This is a genomic window from Enterobacter sp. K16B (assembly GCF_020216105.1).
Lineage (GTDB): Bacteria > Pseudomonadota > Gammaproteobacteria > Enterobacterales > Enterobacteriaceae > Enterobacter > Enterobacter sichuanensis.
In genome coordinates, this window is sequence record NZ_JAIWJZ010000019.1 from 1 (window position 1) to 20,937 (window position 20,937).

A 20,937-nucleotide genomic window follows, 5' to 3' on the forward strand; every position below is an offset into this window, starting at 1 on the left:
TGCCGCTGACGGTGGAGGGGCGCGGCGAGTTTACCTGGCTGCTTACCACCGAAGACGGCCAGCAGCATAAAGGCCACGCTACCGGCGGTAAGACCCTTAACCTTCCGGCAAAGCTGCCGGAGGGTTACCACTCCTTAACGCTCACCCAGGATGACCAGCGCTTCCATTGCCGGGTGATCGTCGCGCCAAAACGCTGCTATGAGCCGCAGGCGTTGCTTGAGGGTAAAAAGCTGTGGGGCGCCTGCGTGCAGCTCTACACCCTGCGTTCAGAGAGCAACTGGGGTATCGGTGATTTTGGCGATCTGAAGAAAATGCTGGCCTCCGTGGGGGAACGCGGCGGCGCGTTTATCGGCCTCAACCCGATCCATGCGCTTTATCCGGCCAACCCGGAGAGCGCCAGCCCGTACAGCCCGTCATCCCGCCGCTGGCTGAACGTGATTTATATCGATGTTAATGCGTTAGACGATTTCAAAAACAGCCAGGAGGCGCAGGCGTGGTGGAAACTCAGCACCACCCAGCAGGCGCTGAAGCAGGCGCGTGACGCGGACTGGGTGGACTATTCTACCGTCACGGCGCTGAAAATGGCCGCGTTGCGTCTGGCGTGGAAAAGCTTTTCGCAGCGCGATGACGAGCAGATGGCGGCCTTCCGTCAGTTTGTCACTCAGGAGGGCGAGAGCCTGTACTGGCAGGCAGCATTTGATGCGCTGCACGCATATCAGGTGAAAGAGGACGAAATGCGCTGGGGCTGGCCGGTGTGGCCGGAAGCGTATCAGTCCGTCGACACGCCGGAAGTGAAAGCCTTCTGTAAAAAACACACGGATGAAGTGGACTTCTACCTGTGGCTGCAGTGGCTGGCGTACAGCCAGTTTGCCGCCTGCTGGCAGGTGAGCCAGGGCTATAAGATGCCGATCGGCCTGTATCGTGACCTGGCCGTCGGCGTCGCAGAGGGCGGTGCGGAAACCTGGTGCGACCGTGAACTCTATTGTCTGAAAGCCTCCGTCGGCGCGCCACCGGATATCCTTGGCCCGCTCGGCCAGAACTGGGGCCTGCCGCCGATGGATCCGCACGTGATGGCGGCGCGCGCGTACGAGCCGTTTATCGACCTGCTGCGCGCCAACATGCAGAACTGCGGGGCATTGCGTATCGACCACGTGATGTCTGTGCTGCGCCTGTGGTGGATCCCGTACGGTGAAACGGCAGATCACGGGGCCTATGTGCAGTATCCGGTTGACGATCTGCTGTCGATCCTGGCGCTGGAAAGCAAGCGTCACCAGTGCATGGTGATCGGCGAAGATCTTGGCACCGTACCGGTGGAAATTGTCAGCAAACTCCGCGACAGCGGCGTTTACTCCTATAAAGTGCTCTATTTTGAAAACGACCATGAGAAAACCTTCCGCGCGCCGAAAGCGTACCCTGAACAGTCAATGGCAGTCGCGACGACGCATGACCTTCCTACGCTTCGTGGCTATTGGGAAAGCGGCGATCTGACGCTCGGTAAAACGCTGGGTCTCTATCCGGATGAGGATGTGCTTCGCGGCCTGTATCAGGATCGCGAGCTGGCAAAGCAGGGCCTGCTGGATGCGCTGCATAAGCATGGCTGTCTGCCGAAACGTGCCGGGCATAAGGCATCGCTGATGGCGATGACCCCGACGCTCAACCGTGGTCTGCAGCGTTACATTGCCGACAGCAACAGTGCCCTGCTGGGCCTGCAGCCGGAAGACTGGATTGATATGGCGGAGCCGGTCAACATCCCGGGCACCAGCTATCAGTACAAGAACTGGCGTCGTAAACTTTCCACCACGCTTGAGAAGATGTTTGCCGATGACGGGGTGAACAGGCTGATTAAGGATTTGGATAAGCGCAGAAGGGCGGTGGGCAAGAAGCGGTAGTTCCACCCTCACCCTAACCCTCTCCCTGGGGGAGAGGGAATGGAATGTAGGCCGGGTAAGCGTCAGCGCCACCCGGCTTTTTTACATCAAACCACCATATTCAACAGCAGCACCCCGACCAGACCGCACACCGAAATAATGGTTTCCAGCGCGGACCAGGACTTGATGGTTTCACCGATTGTCAGGTTGAAGTACTCCTTGAACAGCCAGAAGCCCGGGTCGTTAACGTGAGAGAAAATCACGCTACCAGAACCGACGGCAATAACCATCAGCTCAGGGCTCACGCCCGTGGTCGCAATCAGCGGGGCAACGATACCGCCTGCGGTGATCGCCGCAACGGTCGCAGAGCCCAGCGCAATACGCAGAACCGCGGCGATGGACCAGGCCATCAGGAGCGGGGAGACATTGGTTTCATGCATCATTGCGGCGATGTATTTGTCCACGCCGCTGTCGACCAGAACCTGCTTGAACGCACCGCCACCGCCAATGATCAGCAGCATCATGGCAATGATTTTGATGGACGAGGTCAGCGTGTCGTTGATCTGATCCATTGAACGGCCGCGGTTCAGACCGAAGGTGAACATCGCGATCAGGACCGCAATCAGGGTTGCCATCACCGGGTCACCCAGGAATTCGGCCACGGACAGGAATGCATGACCTTTTGGCAGGATCATCTCCGCCACGGCGCGCATCGCCATCAGAATCACCGGTACCAGAGAGGTCCAGACGCTGACGCCAAAGCCAGGCATCTCTTCTTCGGTGAAGGTTTTCGCGCTGTACAGACCTTCCGGAATCGGCTTATCAATACCTTTCAGGAAGCGGGCATAGACCGGACCAGCCAGAATAACGGTCGGGATCGCCAGAATGGTACCGAACAGCAGGGTTTTACCCATATCCGCGTGGAAGATGGTCGCTATAGCGGTTGGACCCGGGTGCGGCGGCAGGAAGCCGTGGGTAACGGACAGCGCCGCAGCCATTGGCACACCGACATACAGCAGCGGGATGCTCGCCGCAGCCGCGATGGTAAACACCAGCGGCAGCATCAGCACAAAGCCCACTTCATAGAACAGCGCGAAACCGACGGTAAAACCGGTTAATACCACCGCCCACTGGATGTTCTTCTTACCAAATTTGTCGATAAGCGTGGTGGCAATACGCTGGGCGCCCCCGCAGTCCGCCAGCATTTTGCCGAGCATAGCGCCGAAGCCCATGATCAACGCCAGGCTGCCGAGCGTGCCGCCAACACCGGCTTTAATCGAGCTGATGACTTTTACCAGCGGCATCCCCTGCATCAGACCGACTGCAAGCGCCACCAGAACCAGAGCGATAAATCCGTTCATTTTGAAACGGATCATCAAGAGCAGTAATAACACAACACCGATAGCAACGATGACTAATGGCATGATTTACCTGGCCTTTGAATTGTTATGGGTAACGTCATTGTTTCAACGACAAGTTCCGATTGTCCCAACTGGGAACAGAGTGTTTACGGCACTCATACTGATGCCTTCGAAACCATTAAGTTTAGTCGGCTGTTATAAGGATGCTGAGTGCCCACGAGAATGATACGGGTAACATGTCGAGATTGAGAATCACCCTGGGAGGCTAAATTTGAATTATGAGACGCAGGTCAACATATAGAGGGGGGCGGGATAACAAAAGCCGGGTGGCGGCTTCGCCGTACCCGGCCTGGGATTCGGATGCAGTAACTGTTTCGTAGGCCCGGTAAGCGCAGCGCCACCGGGCAATACGGGCGGGCAAAGAATCAGTAGTATGAGTGCTCGCCGCGCTGGTGTTCAGTCAGGTCGCGCACGCCTTTCAGTTCCGGGAATTCGTTCAGCAGCTGCTTCTCGATCCCTTCTTTCAGGGTCACATCCACCATGGAGCAACCGTTACAGCCACCGCCAAACTGCAGAATGGCGAAGCCTTCGTCGGTGATCTCCATCAGGGAGACACGACCGCCGTGGCCAGCCAGCTGTGGGTTGATCTGGGATTGCAGCAGATACTCAACGCGCTCCATCAGCGGGGCATCGTCAGAGACTTTGCGCATTTTCGCGTTTGGCGCTTTCAGGGTCAGCTGAGAACCCAGCTGGTCGGTGACGAAGTCGATCTCCGCATCTTCAAGATACGGTGCGCTCAGCTCATCAACGTAGGCGGTGAGCTGTTCAAATTTCAGGGCAGTGTCGGTGGCTTCCACCGCGTCCGGCGGACAATAAGAAACACCACATTCTGCATTCGGAGTGCCTGGATTAATCACAAACACGCGGATCTGCGTCCCTTCTTCCTGATTTGCCAGCAGTTTGGCAAAGTGCGCTTGTGCAGAATCGGAAATACGGATCATAGCTTTGGCCTAATAGTTGACTAAATTACCTGGGTATAATCATACGCCCATTGAAGAAGGGCTACAAGGTACGGCACAGACACCATACCTGAACCGACGCGGCGCCGCTTTGCAAAAGCAGTCGGGAAAGTTCAGCAACGGTACTGCCTGTGGTGACGACATCATCCACAATCGCGATATGGAGGCCGTCGACCGGCAATTCAAGGCGAAAGGCATTTTTGAGGTTTCTTTTGCGAAGCCGGGCGTTGAGCTGATGCTGAATGGCGGTGGCATGAACACGCGTAAGCGCGCGGGCGTCATACCGACAGCCAAGCCAGCGGGCGAGGGGGCGGCAGATCAGATCGCTCTGGTTATAGCGGCGCCGCCAGTGCCGACGCTGGTATAAGGGCACGTTTACCACCCTGTCGATTTTCGGCAGGGCGCGCTGACGCCGTGCCTGTAAAACCGCCAGCAGTAGCAGGCGGGCCAGGGGCTGGGCCAGCGAACTATGGCCGGAAAATTTCAGCGAATGAATAAGCCTGCTTAGCGGCGGAACATAATCATCCACGGCCACCAGCGCGTGCCACGGCGGGGCTTTTTTGAGACAACGACCACAGGGAAACGCGGGGTTCGTGGCCGGTAAACCGCACTGTGGGCAGGTCGCGATACGCCTTGTGAACGATCGCGTGCAGACAGAACAGATACCCCATCCACTGAGCGCAAGCGGCATTTGGCATAGCCAGCACAAGCCTGGCACTGTTAGCATGTGCAACCTCCATGTGAAAAAAGAGAACAGTAACTGATGAAGACGCTGTGGTGGCAGACTGCAGGAACAGGAAATTGCCATCTTGTGCTGCTGCACGGATGGGGCCTGAATGCAGAAGTATGGCATTGCATAAGTGAGGAACTTGCCTCGCATTTCACCCTGCATCTGGTGGATCTGCCCGGTTTCGGCCGCAGCCGCGGTTTTGGGGCGATGTCGCTTGATGAGATGGCACAGCAGGTTCTGGACGCTGCGCCGCAAAACGCCATCTGGCTCGGCTGGAGCCTGGGTGGGTTGGTGGCAAGCCAGATTGCGCTGTCGCAGCCCGAGCGCGTGAAGGCGCTGGTGACCGTGGCCTCGTCGCCCTGCTTTAGCGCACAAGAGGCGTGGCCAGGTATAAAACCTGACGTGCTGGCGAGCTTCCAGCAACAGCTGAGCGAAGATTTCCAGCGGACCGTCGAGCGCTTCCTCGCTCTGCAGACGATGGGCACAGAAACCGCGCGTCAGGATGCAAGAACGTTGAAGCAGACCGTGCTTTCCCTGCCGATGCCGGAGGTGGAGGTGCTTAACGGCGGGCTGGAGATCCTGAAAACGGTCGACCTGCGCGAGCCGCTGGCTTCGCTGGCCATGCCGCACCTGCGTATCTATGGCTACCTTGACGGCCTGGTGCCGCGTAAAGTGGTTCCGCTTCTGGATGCGCTGTGGCCGGAGAGCGAGTCGCAGGTCATTGCCAAAGCCGCGCACGCCCCGTTTATCTCTCATCCGGCGGAATTTTGTTCAGCGCTCATTGCGTTAAGTCAACGTTTCGACTGATTATTTTCCATCCAGCCTGGAAAAAGTAACACACCGCAACCATACTCCATTTGTCGTTGCGGTTGTTCTGCCTACGATAATCAAAACAACAATCCTATGGAGAGTCAGGCTATGAAACTTGTTACAGGTATTGTCACTTCTCTGGTTATTGGGTCACTTTCATTTGGCGCCTTTGCGGCAAAAGAGCTGGAAAAAGATAAAGTTGCAGGAATGAATCTGACCAAAATTGGTGAGATTTCTACGTCTGACACCACCGCGCCGATGGACGCAAGAAGAGAGCTGTCGAAGAAAGCGGATGAACTGGGTGGAACCTACTACGTTGTCACCAGTGCTGAAAAGCAGACCAAAAACGTACGCGCAACGGCGGACGTCTATAAGTAATACGATAAAGCCGGGCATCACAGCCCGGCTTTATTATCGCAGTGCCCACCACTCCCTGAGGCAGGCTTTACCTTCCGGGCAGCTTTTACAACTGCCGGAGAGGCAACCTTCCGCGTCTTCCTGAATCCGCACGGCTTTCCCCATCGCTTCGAGCCTTTCCAGCATGGCATCGATCATCGGCTGCGGCGTATGCAGGGTGAGGCTTAATTGTCTGGCCTCCATCCGTCCCTGTAGCGCCAGCAGATCACGAACCTGAATCAACGATGCCATGAGGTGCTCCTTAGTGACAGTCGCCCGCCGGGCTATTGCAGCAGGTCGCGGCGGTTTTACGCTTCGCCAGCAGGTCGATATCGACGCGGCTGCGCGCGCGCCGTAACAGGCCGAGCACGATGACGTTAAACAGAACCACCGCGAGGATGCAGACCAGGCTGTAGCGCGGGTGCTGGCTGAAGTTAACGGTCTGATAGAAGAGCGTTGCCAGCGAGTAGGCGATGTTTAACCCCCACAGGATGGAGAAGCCCATCCAGCCACGGCTGGACTCACGGGCAATTGCCCCCATCACCGAGATGCACGGGATATAGAGCAGAACAAAGATGAGGTAGCTATAGGCCGCGGAGGCGCTGCCAAATTTCTCGCTCATCACGCCCATGGCACCCGTCGCCATTTCACCATCGCCTTTGCTGGCTTCAATCGGGTTGGCCAGCACGCTCAGGCTAAAGGTATCTTTCAGGCTCTGCCAGGTTTCCTCTACGGCACCCAGCAGTTCATGGCCGAGATGAAACGCTGCTGGATCAAATTCCTGCTCCTGAATGTTCTCTGCGGTGTAGAGCGTGTTCAGGGTGCCGACAACCACCTCTTTCGCCATCGCACCGGTGAACAGCCCAACGGTTGCCTGCCAGTTATCCTCATGCACGCCAATCGGTTTGAAGACCGGGGTGATGACGCGGCTGACGGAGGCAAGGGCCGAGTCATTGATATTATCTGCCGCCTGCCCGCTAAGGGTGAAGCTGTTCAGCGCGCTCAGGAAAACACTGACGATGACAATCACCTTACCGGCGCGCAGCACAAAGCCTTTCAGACGCTGCCAGGTCTGAATCACCAGGCTTTTCAGATGCGGCACGTGATAGACCGGCAGCTCCATCACAAACGGTGAGGCTTCACCCCGCATGATGGTGTGTTTCAGCATCAAGCCGGTGAGGATCGCCATCACGATGCCCAGCACATACAGGGAGAAGACCGCCAGCGCGCCCTGCTGGCCAAAGAAGGCGGCGGCAAAGACGGCAAAGATCGCCAGTCGGGCACCGCAGGACATGAACGGCGCCATCATGATGGTCATCAGACGTTCGCGCGGCGCATCAAGCGTGCGCGCCCCCATCACCGACGGGACGTTACAGCCAAAGCCGACAATCAGCGGGACGAAGGATTTACCCGGCAGGCCCAGCGCCTGCATCAGGCGATCCATCACGAACGCGGCGCGCGCCATGTAACCGGAGTCTTCCAGGAACGAGAGGAACAGGTACATCATGCCGATCTGCGGCACCAGCGGCAGAACGGTGTTGATACCGCCGCCGATCCCCTGTGCGAGGAAGATGGTTAGCCATTCCGGGAAGTGCAGGGTGTAGCCCACCCACTGAATTCCATGCACGAAGACCGCAACGGAACCGGCATCGAAAATCGGCTGGAGCGCGCCACCGATGTTAATGGCGAGCAGGAACATCACGTACATGACCAGCAGGAAGATGGGCAAGCCGAGGAAGCGGTTAAGCACAACCTTATCCACCGCCGCCGTAAAGCGGCTGGGTTCTGCCGTGAGGGCATTACTGACCACATCGCAGATCGACGCGATGGCCTGGTAACGGGCATCGGCGATGTGCAGCGCCGGGTCGTCCAGCTCGTCGCTCAGACGCGCCATGGTTACGTCGAGTTTATCAGCCGCATGTCCGGCGTAAGCACGGCTGTAGATATCGCCTTCCAGCATCTGCAGGCCGAGCCACAGCCGCTGTTTCGCCGGCATACTGTTGTCCATCTCCTGCGCCAGCATATGGGCTTCGCGCAGGAGGGGCTTCGCGTAATGCACCAGTTCAACGTCGCGATTCCCCGCATGGCGATCGATGGCGAGCTTCAGGGAATCAATCCCGCGAGCACGCGTCGAGACCAGCGGAACCACCGGGCAACCCAGGCGCGCGGAGAGGGCGTCGACGTCGATGCGCAGCTTTTGTTTCTCCGCAATGTCGAGCATGTTGAGCGCCACGATGCAGGGGATCCCCAGCTCCAGCAGCTGCAGCGTCAGATAAAGGTTACGCTCGAGATTGGAGGCATCGACCACGTTGATCAGCAGGTCCGCGTCGCCGCCCAGAATATAGTGACAGGCAATTTGCTCATCGAGCGAGGTTTGTGACGAAATGGTGGTTAAAGAGTAGGTGCCGGGAAGGTCAACCAGCGTGACCTGGTTGTCGGTTGTCGTAAACTGACCCTCTTTACGCTCAACCGTTACCCCGGCCCAGTTGCCCACGCGCTGGCGGGCCCCTGTCAGCTGGTTAAAAAGCGTCGTCTTGCCGGAATTAGGATTGCCAATTAAGCCAATAGTTAACTTTTTCATTTTTTTAGACTCACTGAAACCGCTGGCTTGTTATCGGGATAAGGCTTCGACTTCTATTAATGCGAGGTCTTTCTTACGCAGTACCAGATTCACGCGTCGGGTTTCGATATGAACCGGATCGCCTAACGGGGCCACGCGTACCACCTGGAATGACGAGCCGGGCAGCATGCCCAGTGACAGCAGCTTTTGCCGATAGGCCGGGCTAATTTCGCGGGTAAAACCGGTAATCTTCCATGCACTGTCTGGAGTGAATTGCATAATGCCTGATTCCACGAAAGGTTAAATAATCTACTATGCGATGATAATGAGAATAGTTTTTATCAGCAATATTAAAACTGTGACGGAATGTTGTTTGCGGTATTAATTTACGGCCTGTTTGACCTTGCTCAATATTTGCTGAAATGACGGGAAAACGAAAAGGGGAGTATTTGTTAACGGGGTGATAATTCGCGGTTTAAATATGGATGTGCAATCGGTTTCATCTATTACGATATAATTTGTCCCCTCTCCCCGTTGGGGAGAGGGTTAGGGTGAGGGGTTAGCGTTTCTTACCCATCGCGGCCGCCAGCGCATCCATCATCGCGCTGTTGCCTGCAGGCTGGGCATCACGTCCGCGCGGTTTCGCGCCTTTAGCGGCCGGGCGCTGCTGCTCGCGACCGCCACCGTTAGCCCCGCGGCGCGCGCTGGTTTCACCTGGCTGCTCGTCCAGACGCATGGTCAGGGCGATTCGCTTGCGCTGCAGATCCACTTCCAGCACTTTAACCTTCACGATGTCGCCCGCTTTGACCACGGTATGCGGGTCTTCAACGAACTTGTCGGCTAGCGATGAGATATGCACCAGACCATCCTGATGCACGCCGATATCGACAAATGCGCCAAAGTTGGTGACGTTGGTCACTGCGCCTTCCAGCACCATGCCCGGAAGCAGGTCATTCATGGTCTCGATACCGTCGGCAAAGCTCGCTGTTTTAAACTCAGGGCGCGGATCGCGGCCCGGCTTTTCCAGCTCTTTGATGATGTCGGTAACGGTAGGCACACCAAACTTGTCGTCAGTGAAATCAGCGGCTTTCAGGTTGCGCAGGGCGCTGCTGTCGCCCATCAGATCTTTCAGCGCCTGCTGGGTGGCGGCCAGAATGCGTTCCACCACCGGGTACGCTTCCGGGTGGACGGTGGAGGCATCCAGCGGGTTATCGCCATGGTTGATGCGCAGGAAGCCCGCGCACTGCTCAAACGCTTTTGGCCCCAGACGGCTTACCTTCAGCAGCTGCTGGCGGTTCTGGAACTGACCGTTCTCATCGCGCCAGGCGACGATGTTCTGCGCCATCATGCGGGTTAAGCCCGCCACGCGCGTCAGCAGAGGAACGGAGGCGGTGTTCAGGTCCACGCCGACGGCGTTAACACAGTCTTCCACCACCGCATCCAGCTTACGCGCCAGCTGAGTCTGGCTCACGTCGTGCTGATACTGGCCCACGCCGATGGATTTCGGGTCGATTTTCACCAGCTCTGCCAGCGGATCCTGCAGACGACGGGCGATCGAGACCGCACCGCGCAGAGAAACGTCCAGGTCCGGGAACTCCTGCGCTGCCAGCTCGGACGCGGAATAGACGGAGGCCCCCGCTTCGCTGACGATCACTTTCTGCGCCGTCACTTTCGGGAACTGCTTCTGCACGTCGAGGTAGAAACGTTCGGTTTCGCGGGACGCCGTACCGTTGCCGATGGCGACCAGCTCCACGTTGTACTTCTCGCACAGCGCGGCCACCACGACGGCCGCTTTGGCGGCCTGGCCGGTGTGCGGATAGATGGTGTCGGTAGCGACCAGTTTACCGGTGCCGTCCACGACTGCCACCTTGACGCCGGTACGCAGCCCCGGATCGAGACCCATGGTGGCCCGCAGGCCCGCAGGGGCGGCCATCAGCAGGTCGTGCAGGTTACGGGCGAAGACGTTGATCGCTTCATCTTCGGCGCGCTCACGCACGGTGCCCATCAGCTCGGTTTCGAGGTGCATCAGCACTTTGATGCGCCAGGTCCAGCTGACCACGCCTTTACGCCAGCTGTCTGCCGGGGCGTTGTTCAGGCGCAGGCCAAGATGGTCGATGATGATCTGCTCACAGTGGCTCTCTTTCGGCGGCTCGTCAAACTGCGGGTCGGCGTTCAGGGAGAGCTGCAGCACGCCTTCGTTGCGGCCACGGAACATCGCCAGCGCACGGTGAGAAGGGGTGGTAGAAATCGGTTCGTGGTGATCGAAGTAGTCGCGGAATTTCGTGCCCTCTTCCTCTTTACCCGCGACGACGGTAGAGACGATGTGTGCATTCTTCCACAGGTAATCACGCACTTTGGCAAGCAGGGCTGCGTCTTCGGCGAAGCGCTCCATCAGAATGTAGCGTGCGCCATCAAGAGCGGCTTTGGTGTCCGCCACGCCTTTATCGGCATCGATAAATTTCGCCGCTTCGGTTTCCGGATCATGTGACGGCGTGTTCCACAGCAGCTCTGCCAGCGGCTCAAGGCCCGCTTCAATCGCAATCTGCCCGCGCGTGCGGCGCTTCGGCTTGTACGGCAGATAGAGGTCTTCGAGCTCGGTTTTGCTCAGGGTGCCGTTGATGGCGGCTTCCAGCTCGCTGGTCAGTTTGCCCTGTTCGCCGATGGATTTGAGGATCGCCTGACGACGTTCTTCCAGTTCGCGCAGATAACCCAGACGGGTTTCCAGGTTACGCAGCTGCGTGTCATCCAGCCCGCCGGTGACTTCCTTACGATAACGTGCAATAAACGGCACGGTGTTCCCTTCATCAAGCAGGCGAACGGCAGCTTCTACCTGTTCGGCTCTGGCCTGAAGTTCACCCGCAATAATGCGGCAGAGCGAATCTTTCATCATGGCTTTATCATCTTGTGGGTCAAAAATCAGGGGATAGTTATACGGGCTGACACGGCAAAATGCCAGCCGGGGAGGGCGCTCTCGGACTATTTTACGTAGACGATCTCATTGACGTACCAGCTGGCTTCACCGGCGGGTGTCTGCACGACGGCGAGGTCGCCCACCTCTTTTTTCAGCAGCGCGCGGGCCATCGGGGAGTCGATGGAGATGTAATCCTTACGACCAAAAATTTCATCGTAGCCGACAATGCGAAAACGCAGGGTATCACCGTTGTCGTTCTCAATCTCAACCCACGCGCCAAAGAACACTTTGCCCTCCTGCTGGGGGGAGTAATCGACAATTTTAAGGTTTTCAAGGCATTTGGTCAGATAGCGTACCCGGCGGTCGATCTCACGCAGCCGCTTTTTGTTGTACTGGTAGTCAGCGTTTTCGCTGCGATCGCCCAGGCTTGCTGCCCAGGTCACTTTTTTGGTCACTTCAGGGCGCTCTTCGCGCCACAGGGTGTCCATCTCTTTTTTGAGTTTTTCGTACCCTTCGCGGGTGATCAGGGGCGTTTTCATTGGGTGACCTTCAGACTCGACATCATTGCAAACCTTGCGCACATTACGTATCACATCGCATATCTGACAGCGTTAATAATGATTTATGTGATGAAATGTGCAGATAAGCTGCTGTTAAATATGCTTTGTAACAATTTCGACTAGAATTTATACCAGAATTAGCTGGTCGAACACGTGCACTTTTTTAGAATACGCTGTTATTAGACTATCCGAACCTTTGGGAGTACACACAATGCAAGAGAACTACAAAATTCTGGTCGTGGATGACGACATGCGCCTGCGTGCGCTGCTGGAACGTTATCTGACCGAGCAGGGCTTCCAGGTTCGTAGCGTCGCGAACGCTGAGCAGATGGACCGTCTGCTGACCCGTGAATCTTTCCACCTGATGGTTCTCGATCTGATGCTGCCTGGCGAAGACGGGCTCTCGATCTGCCGCCGTCTGCGTAGCCAGAGCAACCCGATGCCGATCATCATGGTGACGGCGAAGGGCGAGGAAGTGGACCGTATCGTGGGCCTCGAAATCGGCGCGGACGACTACATTCCTAAACCGTTTAACCCGCGTGAACTGCTGGCGCGTATTCGTGCCGTGCTGCGTCGTCAGGCGAACGAACTGCCGGGCGCACCGTCGCAGGAAGAAGCCGTCATCGCCTTCGGCAAGTTTAAGCTGAACCTCGGCACGCGCGAGATGTTCCGTGAAGACGAGCCTATGCCGCTCACCAGCGGCGAGTTTGCGGTACTGAAAGCGCTGGTCAGCCATCCGCGTGAACCGCTCTCCCGTGACAAGCTGATGAACCTCGCGCGTGGTCGTGAATACTCCGCAATGGAACGCTCCATCGACGTGCAGATTTCCCGTCTGCGCCGCATGGTGGAAGAAGATCCAGCGCATCCTCGTTATATTCAGACCGTTTGGGGTCTGGGCTACGTGTTCGTCCCGGACGGCTCTAAAGCATGAGGCGAATGCGCTTCTCACCGCGAAGCTCGTTTGCCCGCACCCTGTTACTGATCGTCACCCTGCTGTTCGTCAGCCTGGTGACGACCTACCTGGTCGTGCTGAACTTTGCAATTTTGCCTAGCCTCCAGCAGTTTAATAAGGTCCTGGCCTATGAAGTCCGTATGCTGATGACCGATAAGCTGCAGCTGGAGGATGGCACGCAACTGGTTGTTCCTCCGGCGTTTCGCCGTGAAATCTACCGTGAGCTGGGCATTTCGCTCTATTCCAATGAAGCGGCGGAAGACGCTGGCCTGCGCTGGGCGCAGCACTACGAATTTCTCAGTCAGCAGATGGCGCAGCAGCTGGGCGGCCCAACGGAAGTGCGCGTTGAGGTAAACAAAAGCTCGCCTGTCGTCTGGCTGAAAACCTGGCTGTCGCCCAACATCTGGGTGCGCGTCCCGCTGACCGAAATCCATCAGGGCGATTTCTCGCCGCTGTTCCGCTACACCCTGGCGATTATGCTGCTGGCGATAGGCGGTGCGTGGCTGTTTATCCGTATACAGAACCGACCGCTGGTCGACCTGGAGCACGCGGCGCTGCAGGTCGGTAAGGGCATTATTCCTCCCCCGCTGCGCGAGTATGGCGCTTCGGAAGTCCGTTCGGTGACGCGTGCGTTTAACCATATGGCGGCAGGCGTGAAGCAGCTGGCGGATGATCGTACGCTGCTGATGGCGGGGGTCAGCCATGACCTGCGCACGCCGCTCACGCGTATCCGTCTGGCGACGGAGATGATGGGAGAAGAAGACGGCTATCTCGCCGAGTCCATCAACAAGGATATCGAAGAGTGTAACGCCATCATCGAGCAGTTCATTGACTACCTGCGCACCGGGCAGGAGATGCCGATGGAGATGGCCGATCTGAACGCGGTGCTGGGTGAAGTGGTGGCAGCGGAAAGTGGCTATGAACGTGAAATTGATACCGACCTTCAGGCGGGTGAAATTCAGGTTCGCATGCACCCGCTCTCCATTAAGCGCGCGGTAGCGAACATGGTGGTCAACGCGGCGCGCTACGGCAATGGCTGGATCAAGGTGAGTAGCGGATCGGAGCTCAACCGCGCCTGGTTCCAGGTCGAAGACGACGGTCCTGGCATTAAGCCGGAGCAGCGTAAGCATCTGTTCCAGCCGTTTGTGCGCGGCGACAGCGCCCGCAGCACCAGCGGTACGGGTCTGGGCCTGGCGATTGTGCAGCGTATTGTGGATAACCATAACGGGTTGCTGGAGATTGGTACCAGCGAGCGGGGCGGTTTGAGTATTCGCGCCTGGTTGCCGGTGCCGGTCACGCGGGGGCAGGTGAAAGAGGGATAGTGCGGTCTGATGCCCTCACCCCGACCCTCTCCCACGGGGAGAGGGAGAAAACATTAAAAAAGGCAACTTTCGTTGCCTTTTTGTTTTTACCTACAGCTTCGGTCCCGCACTCACCAGCGCAGCACCTGCCGGGGTATCGGTATACTTCTCGAAGTTCTCAATAAACAGTTTCGCCAGCGATTCCGCTTTTTCACGCCACTGCTCCGGCGAACCGTATGTATTGCGCGGGTCGAGGATATGCGTATCCACACCCGGCAGCGACGTCGGGATGGCCAGATCAAACATCGGCAGCGTGAAGGTTTCGGCGTCGTCCAGAGAACCATCCAGAATGGCGTCGATAATGGCGCGGGTATCTTTGATGGAGATACGCTTGCCGGTGCCGTTCCAGCCGGTGTTTACCAGATATGCCTGTGCCCCGGATGCCTGCATGCGTTTCACCAGCACTTCCGCGTACTGCGTCGGGTGCAGCGACAGGAACGCCGCGCCGAAGCAGGCGGAGAAGGTCGGGGTTGGCTCCGTCACGCCGCGCTCGGTACCGGCCAGCTTCGCGGTGAAGCCGGAGAGGAAGTGGTACTGCGTCTGGCTGGCGGTCAGGCGAGAGACCGGCGGCAGCACGCCGAACGCATCCGCCGTCAGGAAAATGACCTTCGTGGCATGACCCGCTTTTGACACCGGCTTGACGATATTGTCGATGTGGTAGATCGGGTAAGAGACGCGGGTGTTTTCCGTTTTCGACGCATCGTCGAAGTCGATGGATCCGTCAGCACGCACGGTGACGTTTTCCAGTAGCGCATCGCGACGGATGGCGTGGAAGATATCCGGTTCGGCCTCTTCAGAAAGACGAATGGTCTTCGCGTAGCAGCCGCCTTCAAAGTTGAATACGCCGTCGTCATCCCAGCCGTGTTCGTCATCGCCAATCAGACGACGTTTTGGATCGGTGGACAGCGTGGTTTTCCCGGTGCCGGAAAGACCAAAGAACACCGCCACGTCGCCTTTTTCCCCGACGTTCGCCGAGCAGTGCATGGAGGCGATGCCCCGCAGCGGCAGCAGGTAGTTCATGACGGAGAACATCCCTTTCTTCATTTCGCCACCGTACCAGGTACCGCCAATCAGCTGGATACGCTCGGTCAGGTTGAAGGCAACAAAGTTTTCGGAGTTCAGACCCTGCTCTTTCCACTGTGGGTTCGTGCATTTCGCGCCGTTCATCACAATGAAATCTGGGGTGAAATCCTGCAGCTCTTCGTCGGTTGGACGAATAAACATGTTTTTCACGAAATGCGCCTGCCAGGCCACTTCGGTGATAAAACGTACGGAGAGACGGGTGTCGGCGTTAGCGCCGCAGAAAGCGTCGACAATGAACAGACGCTTGCCGGAAAGTTGATGAGTGACGAGCCCTTTCAGATGCTGCCAGGTTTCCGGAGAGAGCGGTTTGTTATCGTTCTTTCCTTTGCCCTTATCAGCCCACCACAGCGTATCGCGGGTGGTTTCGTCACGGACGATATACTTATCTTTCGGCGAACGACCGGTAAAAATACCGGTATCGACGGCGATAGCACCAAGATTCGTCAACACACCGCGCTCGTATCCTTCCAGTGCTGGATTGAGCTCTTCCTGATACAGCGTATCGTAGTCGGGGTTGTAGACGATTTCCTGGACGTCGTGAATACCATAAGCCTTGAGATCTTGCGGGGTTAAACCAGTAACACGCATATCACTGCTCCTTAGCCAATATGTACTGCCTAAAATTGTAGGGTTTTTCTGAGGTTGCTAACCGCGACGGGGCTCATAGATTTACGCATCTGGACAAAACCCTTACTAACGGAAAACGCTGCGACTCCAGTCACAGTGCAGGCGGATTATCGCAGGAATCGCTTTTTTGTTGGGGAAAATGTTCCGAAAAGGTTAAACGCTGGTGATTTTATCGGAAGGAATGTGAATGTAATCGCATACACGTAAGAAAATTACGTAAGTGTTACATTATGAAAACGATTCAGCTGGGGGAGGTTTTTTACCCCCTCACCCGAGCCCTCTCCCCAAAGGGGAGAGGGTGTCCAGGAACCCTCTCCCCTTTGGGGAGAGGGTTAGGGTGAGGGGCAAAGAGTATTAGTGGACCTGCGGATCCGCCGGGGAGGCATTGTTGCGGATCTCAGCGATATCCATTGAATTGAACACGTAGTGCGTACCGCAGTAGTCACAGTGCATATCAATTTCGCCATCTTCCGCCATGATGCTGTCGATCTCTTCATCAGGCAGGGTTTTCAGCGCGCCAGCGCAACGCTCGCGAGAGCAGGTGCACTTAAACTCCACTGTCTGCGGGTCGTAGACGGTCACTTCTTCCTCGTGGTACAGACGCCACAGCACGTCGGTCGCCGACAGGTTGAACAGCTCTTCTGCCTTGATGGTTTCGGTCAGCGTTGCCAGGTGTTCGAAATCATTGGTCTGAGCATCCTGTGCCGGCAGAACCTGCAGCAGCATACCGCCCGCAGCAGGCTGGCCGTCCACTTCACCGGTGCGGATAAACAGACGCGTTGGCAGCTGTTCAGAACGCATGAAGTAATCTTCCAGGCAGGCAGCCAGGGTGTCGCCTTCCAGACCGACCACACCCTGATAGCGCTCACCTTCCTCCGGGGAGATAGTGATCACCAGGTAACCATTACCCACCAGCGTTTTGAGGTCCGCATTTTCAGGCACGTCGCCCTGAACGCGCGCCACGCCACGCATCTGCTGCTGATTATTGCCGTTGATGACCGCCAGCGACATCGGGCCGTCACCCTGCAGCTGCACGGTGATATCTCCGGCAAATTTCAGCGTAGCGGTCAGCAGGCTGGTGGCAACCAGCAGTTCGCCCAACAGGGTTTTCACCGGCAGCGGGTAGGTGTGGTTTTCCAGAATCTGTTTCCAGGTTTCGGATACGGTGACCAGCTCGCCACGCACGGCGAATTGTTCAAACAGATAGCGGTGTAATTGGTCGTGTTGGGCCATAATAGTCTCTCGTGCAGGTGAGGTTACTCGGTCTCACCGTGTTTAAATTTCATCAGATCGCGGCGCTCTTTTTTATCCGGTCGCCGGTCCGGGTGGGGCATGGTCAGCGCGTTCATTTTGCGCGCCAGCGCGGTCTTCTCGCGCTTTTCAATGCTTTCCGCCGTCTCTTCATAAAGCAGTACGGCTTCAGAGGCGGGCCGTCGCTGTTCGGTAATGGCTTTAATCACCACCGTTCGTTCATCGTTGCCCTGACGCAGCGTTAAGGTGGCATTCAGCTCAACCAGCTTGCTCGGTTTGCTGCGCTGGCCGTTGTAATGCACTTTACCGCCGTCAATCATCTCGCGGGCAAGGGCGCGTGTTTTATAAAAACGCGCCGCCCACAGCCATTTATCCAGTCTTACCCCGTCAGAGGGTTTTTCTTTCATGTGGCGTCTCCTTCACGGTCAGTGAGGGGATCATCTGGCGATAGTCGTTCAGTCCCGGATGGCGCAGATAGCTTTTTTCAGCCAGGCCAGAGTCAGGATTGGTGACGCCCAGACAATAGCGAATGCCAAACGTCGCGGCGGAATCCAGAATGGGTTCGCTGTCATCAATGAACAACGTGCGCTCCGGCTGCAAACCCGTCTCTTCCTTCACCGCATGCCACAAACGCTGATCCTCTTTCGGATAACCAAATGTGTGGGTGGAAAGTAATAAATCAAGGTGCGACGCCAGCCCCGTATGCTCCAGCTTCACGGCCAGGTTGTGCGGATGCGCGTTGGTCAGCAAGATACGGCGCTTGCCGCTCGCTTTCAGCGCATCCAGGAACGGAACCGTATCCTCGCGCAAAACGGCGCGTGGGCCCTGGGCGGTGGTCATGGCACAAATATCTAAACCGAGGCGCTCGCTCCAGTAGTCAAGACAGTACCAGTTTAGCGTATGTTGCACCGCGCTATATTGCGAACGAATGAATGCCTGCGCTTCTGCCGGGGTGATCCCCTGTTGCTCGCTATAGGTTTCAGGAACCAGCGTTTGCCAGAAATAGTTATCAAAGGCGAGATCGAGCAGCGTGCCGTCCATATCCAGCAGAACGGTATCAACCTCCTGCCAGGCGATATCAAGATGCATAAGGGGGAACTCCAGCCAGAAGAAACGTGCGCGACAGGGTAGCACATCTTGTCGCGCAGCGACGTTATCAGATCAGGCTCTCAGAAGAGGGGATCAGCTTAGGATTGAGGCAGTTTTCGTAATATTGCTGGATCTCGGCAAGCCGGGTGCGCGAGCGCTGGTAGCGGCGCAGGGCCATAACACCGTTCCAGAAAATGGCGGCAAGCATCGCGATCATCAGCAGTGAGGTGCCGATGTAACGCCACAACCCTGCGCTATCCGGCATCCGGTGCAGGCCGACATGACGGGTGCCATTGGCATCGGTATAAATACTCGTGACGATGCCTTCGGCGCTGAACGGCGTCTGCATCAGCATCTGCGCCAGGCGCTGGAACTGGCTCCACTGTTCCTGCGCCGGGTAGTCATAAAGCGCGACCTGCGGGTAAGGCTGATCGACCAGGTCGCTGCCTTCATCGCTGACAATCACAAAACCGCCGGGTGCCGGGCTGTTTAGCGCCTGCGCCGCACGGGTGGTTTCGCGCATCATGAACGGCGATGTTGAGGTGGCAACCAGGTTATCCAGCGATTCAGCGCTAACCGGGCGCAGCAGCACGTTAACGCCATCCAGTCGTCCCGCTTCGGCACGCTTCACCAGCGAGTCCCAGTCTTTACTGTTCCCCAGGTTGACCAGCGCATTTTTAAGACGTATGCACTCGTCCTGAGAGGCACAGAGATCCTGTGTTTTCAGCACGATGTCACCAAAATCATCCAACAGAACCATGCCCGATTTCTGAATGGCCGAGCGCAGCGCAGGGCTGACGCGCGAATCATCGTCCGGTTTCGGGTGCAGCTGGCGGTTGACCGTCTGGGTAAGCGCCGTGGCTTTGTTCACCACTTCGGATTCCGGCAGCGGCAGCGGCGGTGCGTCGTTCCAGATAATTTGCGAGCAATCGAACGGCGTGAACGGTGAGTTCTGACGTGTGTTCCACGCCCCTGGGGTGTGAATATTACACATCCCGGTTCCCTTCAGGCGCAGCGTGTCTCCCACGCGCACACCGGCTTCATCCAGTTGATTGACGCTGGTCGCTTCGATGGTTTGCGCCCCTTTAATCCACGACAGGGTGAATTTGATGGGCATATCCAGCGGCACGAAAAGCAGCAGCATGATAAAGACCAGCGCAGCGCCGCCGGCAATGACCGCGCTGCGTAGCCAGTGCTGAAGCGGGAAATTTTTTACTTCATCATGCAGGGATAAGAAGCGTCCCTGGCGCACAACGTGGCGGTCAAGGTAGATATCAATATCGGTTTTCTGACCTAAGTCATGCGCAATCCACGGTTGCCAGTGACGCGGGTAGATAAGGTCGATAATACCGAGCGAGATATTGTTGAGATGTTCCTGATCGTTTTCACCAAACAGACCCCAGCGCTTGGGCGTACCGCGCAGACAGTGGATCTCTCGCAGCGAGGTTTTGGCAGGCGGGGCGAACAGTCCCCATAGCCCGGCAGCCAGCAGCAGCACCGCACCACCGGCCAGCCAGGGGACAAACACATCCGGCGTCAGCAGGCAGACAAAAAAGAGCAGGAAGGCAGCGACGATCAGAACGGCTTCACGAATGCCGTCCGGGCGGCTCAGGGCATACTCTTCATGCGTCTCCTGGCGAATGTTCAGCAGCTCGATCTGCTCAGTCTCTTCGCCACGGATGGATGCCTGCGTTGAACTTGCGCGCTCAAGCGCAAAACGCGGGGCTTCCTGAAGGTACTCATTCAGCGTGTGGCCGTTCAGTGAGATAACCAGGGGCAATGAATCGGTATGGATCAGCTCAACGCTGTTTTCGTCATTAATGTATTGCTCCCAGGACGGGGGCAGATGCACTTCGACAGAATCAAGGTAATAGCGCCATTTGTTCGGGTCGTCGGTGGTGATGCCATACCGCGTAATGGAGCGCGTCACGCAAAGTACGGTATCGCTTTGCGCATTAAGCTTTAGCGCAACGGGCGCAGCAGTGGCTCCCGTCGGCCCAGGGGTCAGCTGAGAACGGTTCAGTATTTCAAGATAGTTTTCAACCGCATCGCGCTCGTCTTGTGTAAGCTTACGCGTGCTCGCTCCCGCAAAAGCATTCAAAAAGGGCAGACGGTAACGGCGCTGTACGCGACGCCTGTAGATCCATCCTGCAACCAATGCGCCGGCCAGCATAGCAGCGAGAACAATCAAAATGGTGCTCATGCTTTCCCCATCTTACTTATCTTCTTACAGGTGTATACCCGTCATACTTCGAGTTGTCTGTGCGTTGGCTTTCCTCGCTCACCTTAGTCACGTACTGATGTACGCTCCTGAGGATTCGCTGCGTCGCCGCCTTCATACAACTCGAATTATTTAGGG

The 20,937-nt window shown here is 57.0% G+C and carries 18 protein-coding genes; 5 read left to right on the forward strand and 13 right to left on the reverse strand.

The annotated features are described in order from the left end of the window. Positions 1-1,889 (forward strand): 4-alpha-glucanotransferase (malQ, locus tag LDK53_RS04810; protein ID WP_225284753.1); only part of this gene is annotated, 1,889 nt, incomplete at its 5' end. A gap of 86 nt (positions 1,890-1,975) precedes the next feature. Here the strand turns inward: malQ and gntT are convergent. The 3 genes from gntT to gntX all read right to left on the reverse strand — a co-directional run bounded on the left by gntT (position 1,976) and on the right by gntX (position 4,975). Then, on the reverse strand, positions 1,976-3,292 hold the full coding sequence (gntT, locus tag LDK53_RS04815; protein ID WP_024907902.1) for a gluconate transporter: 1,317 nt from the start codon (positions 3,290-3,292) through the stop codon (positions 1,976-1,978). Between the two features lie 362 nt (positions 3,293-3,654). Beyond that, positions 3,655-4,230, reverse strand: coding sequence for a Fe-S biogenesis protein NfuA (gene nfuA / locus LDK53_RS04820; RefSeq protein ID WP_008503055.1), 576 nt, complete (start codon positions 4,228-4,230; stop codon positions 3,655-3,657). A 61-nt stretch (positions 4,231-4,291) separates the two neighbouring features. Then, complete coding sequence (gene gntX / locus LDK53_RS04825) at positions 4,292-4,975, reverse strand: DNA utilization protein GntX (RefSeq protein WP_225284754.1); 684 nt, start codon at positions 4,973-4,975, stop codon at positions 4,292-4,294. Between the two features lie 36 nt (positions 4,976-5,011). Here gntX and bioH point away from each other — a divergent pair, with 36 nt between their 5' ends. Both bioH and LDK53_RS04835 read left to right on the forward strand, forming a co-directional pair. Beyond that, entirely contained in the window at positions 5,012-5,785 is a 774-nt protein-coding gene (gene bioH / locus LDK53_RS04830) for a pimeloyl-ACP methyl ester esterase BioH (RefSeq protein WP_225284756.1), read from the forward strand. A 111-nt stretch (positions 5,786-5,896) separates the two neighbouring features. Continuing rightward, positions 5,897-6,166 (forward strand): YdgH/BhsA/McbA-like domain containing protein, encoded by a 270-nt coding sequence (locus LDK53_RS04835; RefSeq protein WP_025758113.1) that lies wholly within the window; start codon positions 5,897-5,899, stop codon positions 6,164-6,166. Positions 6,167-6,199: 33 nt separating this feature from the next. On the opposite strand, the gene feoC is transcribed toward LDK53_RS04835, so the two are convergent. The 5 genes from feoC to greB form a co-directional block, all read right to left on the reverse strand. Next, on the reverse strand, positions 6,200-6,436 hold the full coding sequence (gene feoC, locus LDK53_RS04840; RefSeq protein WP_025758111.1) for a [Fe-S]-dependent transcriptional repressor FeoC: 237 nt from the start codon (positions 6,434-6,436) through the stop codon (positions 6,200-6,202). A gap of 10 nt (positions 6,437-6,446) precedes the next feature. Then, a complete protein-coding gene (gene feoB / locus LDK53_RS04845) occupies positions 6,447-8,765 on the reverse strand; it encodes a Fe(2+) transporter permease subunit FeoB (protein ID WP_045285983.1) in 2,319 nt (772 codons plus the stop codon). A gap of 30 nt (positions 8,766-8,795) precedes the next feature. Further along, positions 8,796-9,023 (reverse strand): ferrous iron transporter A, encoded by a 228-nt coding sequence (feoA, locus tag LDK53_RS04850; protein ID WP_008503050.1) that lies wholly within the window; start codon positions 9,021-9,023, stop codon positions 8,796-8,798. A 280-nt stretch (positions 9,024-9,303) separates the two neighbouring features. Next, the gene (locus LDK53_RS04855) at positions 9,304-11,634 is read right to left on the reverse strand and encodes a Tex family protein (RefSeq protein WP_225284758.1); all 2,331 of its coding nucleotides are present in this window, start codon (positions 11,632-11,634) and stop codon (positions 9,304-9,306) included. Between the two features lie 86 nt (positions 11,635-11,720). Then, complete coding sequence (gene greB / locus LDK53_RS04860; RefSeq protein WP_045285981.1) at positions 11,721-12,194, reverse strand: transcription elongation factor GreB; 474 nt, start codon at positions 12,192-12,194, stop codon at positions 11,721-11,723. A 232-nt stretch (positions 12,195-12,426) separates the two neighbouring features. Here greB and ompR point away from each other — a divergent pair, with 232 nt between their 5' ends. After that, positions 12,427-13,146, forward strand: coding sequence for a two-component system response regulator OmpR (ompR, locus tag LDK53_RS04865; RefSeq protein WP_001157751.1), 720 nt, complete (start codon positions 12,427-12,429; stop codon positions 13,144-13,146). Beyond that, positions 13,143-14,489: a two-component system sensor histidine kinase EnvZ gene (envZ, locus tag LDK53_RS04870; RefSeq protein WP_029882169.1), complete on the forward strand. Its 1,347-nt coding sequence runs from the start codon at positions 13,143-13,145 to the stop codon at positions 14,487-14,489. Before ompR ends, envZ begins: the two co-directional genes overlap by 4 nt. A gap of 90 nt (positions 14,490-14,579) precedes the next feature. Here the strand turns inward: envZ and pckA are convergent, their stop codons facing one another. The 5 genes from pckA to LDK53_RS04895 form a co-directional block, all read right to left on the reverse strand. Further along, a complete protein-coding gene (gene pckA / locus LDK53_RS04875; protein ID WP_023309493.1) occupies positions 14,580-16,199 on the reverse strand; it encodes a phosphoenolpyruvate carboxykinase (ATP) in 1,620 nt (539 codons plus the stop codon). Between the two features lie 393 nt (positions 16,200-16,592). Further along, a complete protein-coding gene (gene hslO / locus LDK53_RS04880; protein ID WP_025758104.1) occupies positions 16,593-17,471 on the reverse strand; it encodes an Hsp33 family molecular chaperone HslO in 879 nt (292 codons plus the stop codon). 23 nt (positions 17,472-17,494) lie between these two features. Further along, complete coding sequence (gene hslR, locus LDK53_RS04885) at positions 17,495-17,896, reverse strand: ribosome-associated heat shock protein Hsp15 (protein WP_025758102.1); 402 nt, start codon at positions 17,894-17,896, stop codon at positions 17,495-17,497. Continuing rightward, the gene (gene yrfG, locus LDK53_RS04890; RefSeq protein WP_025758101.1) at positions 17,877-18,578 is read right to left on the reverse strand and encodes a GMP/IMP nucleotidase; all 702 of its coding nucleotides are present in this window, start codon (positions 18,576-18,578) and stop codon (positions 17,877-17,879) included. Before yrfG ends, hslR begins: the two co-directional genes overlap by 20 nt. A 67-nt stretch (positions 18,579-18,645) precedes the next feature. Then, positions 18,646-20,781: an intracellular growth attenuator family protein gene (locus LDK53_RS04895; RefSeq protein ID WP_225284759.1), complete on the reverse strand. Its 2,136-nt coding sequence runs from the start codon at positions 20,779-20,781 to the stop codon at positions 18,646-18,648. Positions 20,782-20,937: the final 156 nt, after the last annotated feature.

Coding starts and splice junctions, on each gene's coding strand:
- gntT (WP_024907902.1), bottom strand. CDS start 3,292: ATGCCATTAGTCATCGTTGCTATCGGTGTTGTGTTATTACTGCTCTTG.
- nfuA (WP_008503055.1), bottom strand. CDS start 4,230: ATGATCCGTATTTCCGATTCTGCACAAGCGCACTTTGCCAAACTGCTG.
- gntX (WP_225284754.1), bottom strand. CDS start 4,975: ATGCTAACAGTGCCAGGCTTGTGCTGGCTATGCCAAATGCCGCTTGCG.
- bioH (WP_225284756.1), top strand. CDS start 5,012: ATGAAGACGCTGTGGTGGCAGACTGCAGGAACAGGAAATTGCCATCTT.
- LDK53_RS04835 (WP_025758113.1), top strand. CDS start 5,897: ATGAAACTTGTTACAGGTATTGTCACTTCTCTGGTTATTGGGTCACTT.
- feoC (WP_025758111.1), bottom strand. CDS start 6,436: ATGGCATCGTTGATTCAGGTTCGTGATCTGCTGGCGCTACAGGGACGG.
- feoB (WP_045285983.1), bottom strand. CDS start 8,765: ATGAAAAAGTTAACTATTGGCTTAATTGGCAATCCTAATTCCGGCAAG.
- feoA (WP_008503050.1), bottom strand. CDS start 9,023: ATGCAATTCACTCCAGACAGTGCATGGAAGATTACCGGTTTTACCCGC.
- LDK53_RS04855 (WP_225284758.1), bottom strand. CDS start 11,634: ATGATGAAAGATTCGCTCTGCCGCATTATTGCGGGTGAACTTCAGGCC.
- greB (WP_045285981.1), bottom strand. CDS start 12,194: ATGAAAACGCCCCTGATCACCCGCGAAGGGTACGAAAAACTCAAAAAA.
- ompR (WP_001157751.1), top strand. CDS start 12,427: ATGCAAGAGAACTACAAAATTCTGGTCGTGGATGACGACATGCGCCTG.
- envZ (WP_029882169.1), top strand. CDS start 13,143: ATGAGGCGAATGCGCTTCTCACCGCGAAGCTCGTTTGCCCGCACCCTG.
- pckA (WP_023309493.1), bottom strand. CDS start 16,199: ATGCGTGTTACTGGTTTAACCCCGCAAGATCTCAAGGCTTATGGTATT.
- hslO (WP_025758104.1), bottom strand. CDS start 17,471: ATGGCCCAACACGACCAATTACACCGCTATCTGTTTGAACAATTCGCC.
- hslR (WP_025758102.1), bottom strand. CDS start 17,896: ATGAAAGAAAAACCCTCTGACGGGGTAAGACTGGATAAATGGCTGTGG.
- yrfG (WP_025758101.1), bottom strand. CDS start 18,578: ATGCATCTTGATATCGCCTGGCAGGAGGTTGATACCGTTCTGCTGGAT.
- LDK53_RS04895 (WP_225284759.1), bottom strand. CDS start 20,781: ATGAGCACCATTTTGATTGTTCTCGCTGCTATGCTGGCCGGCGCATTG.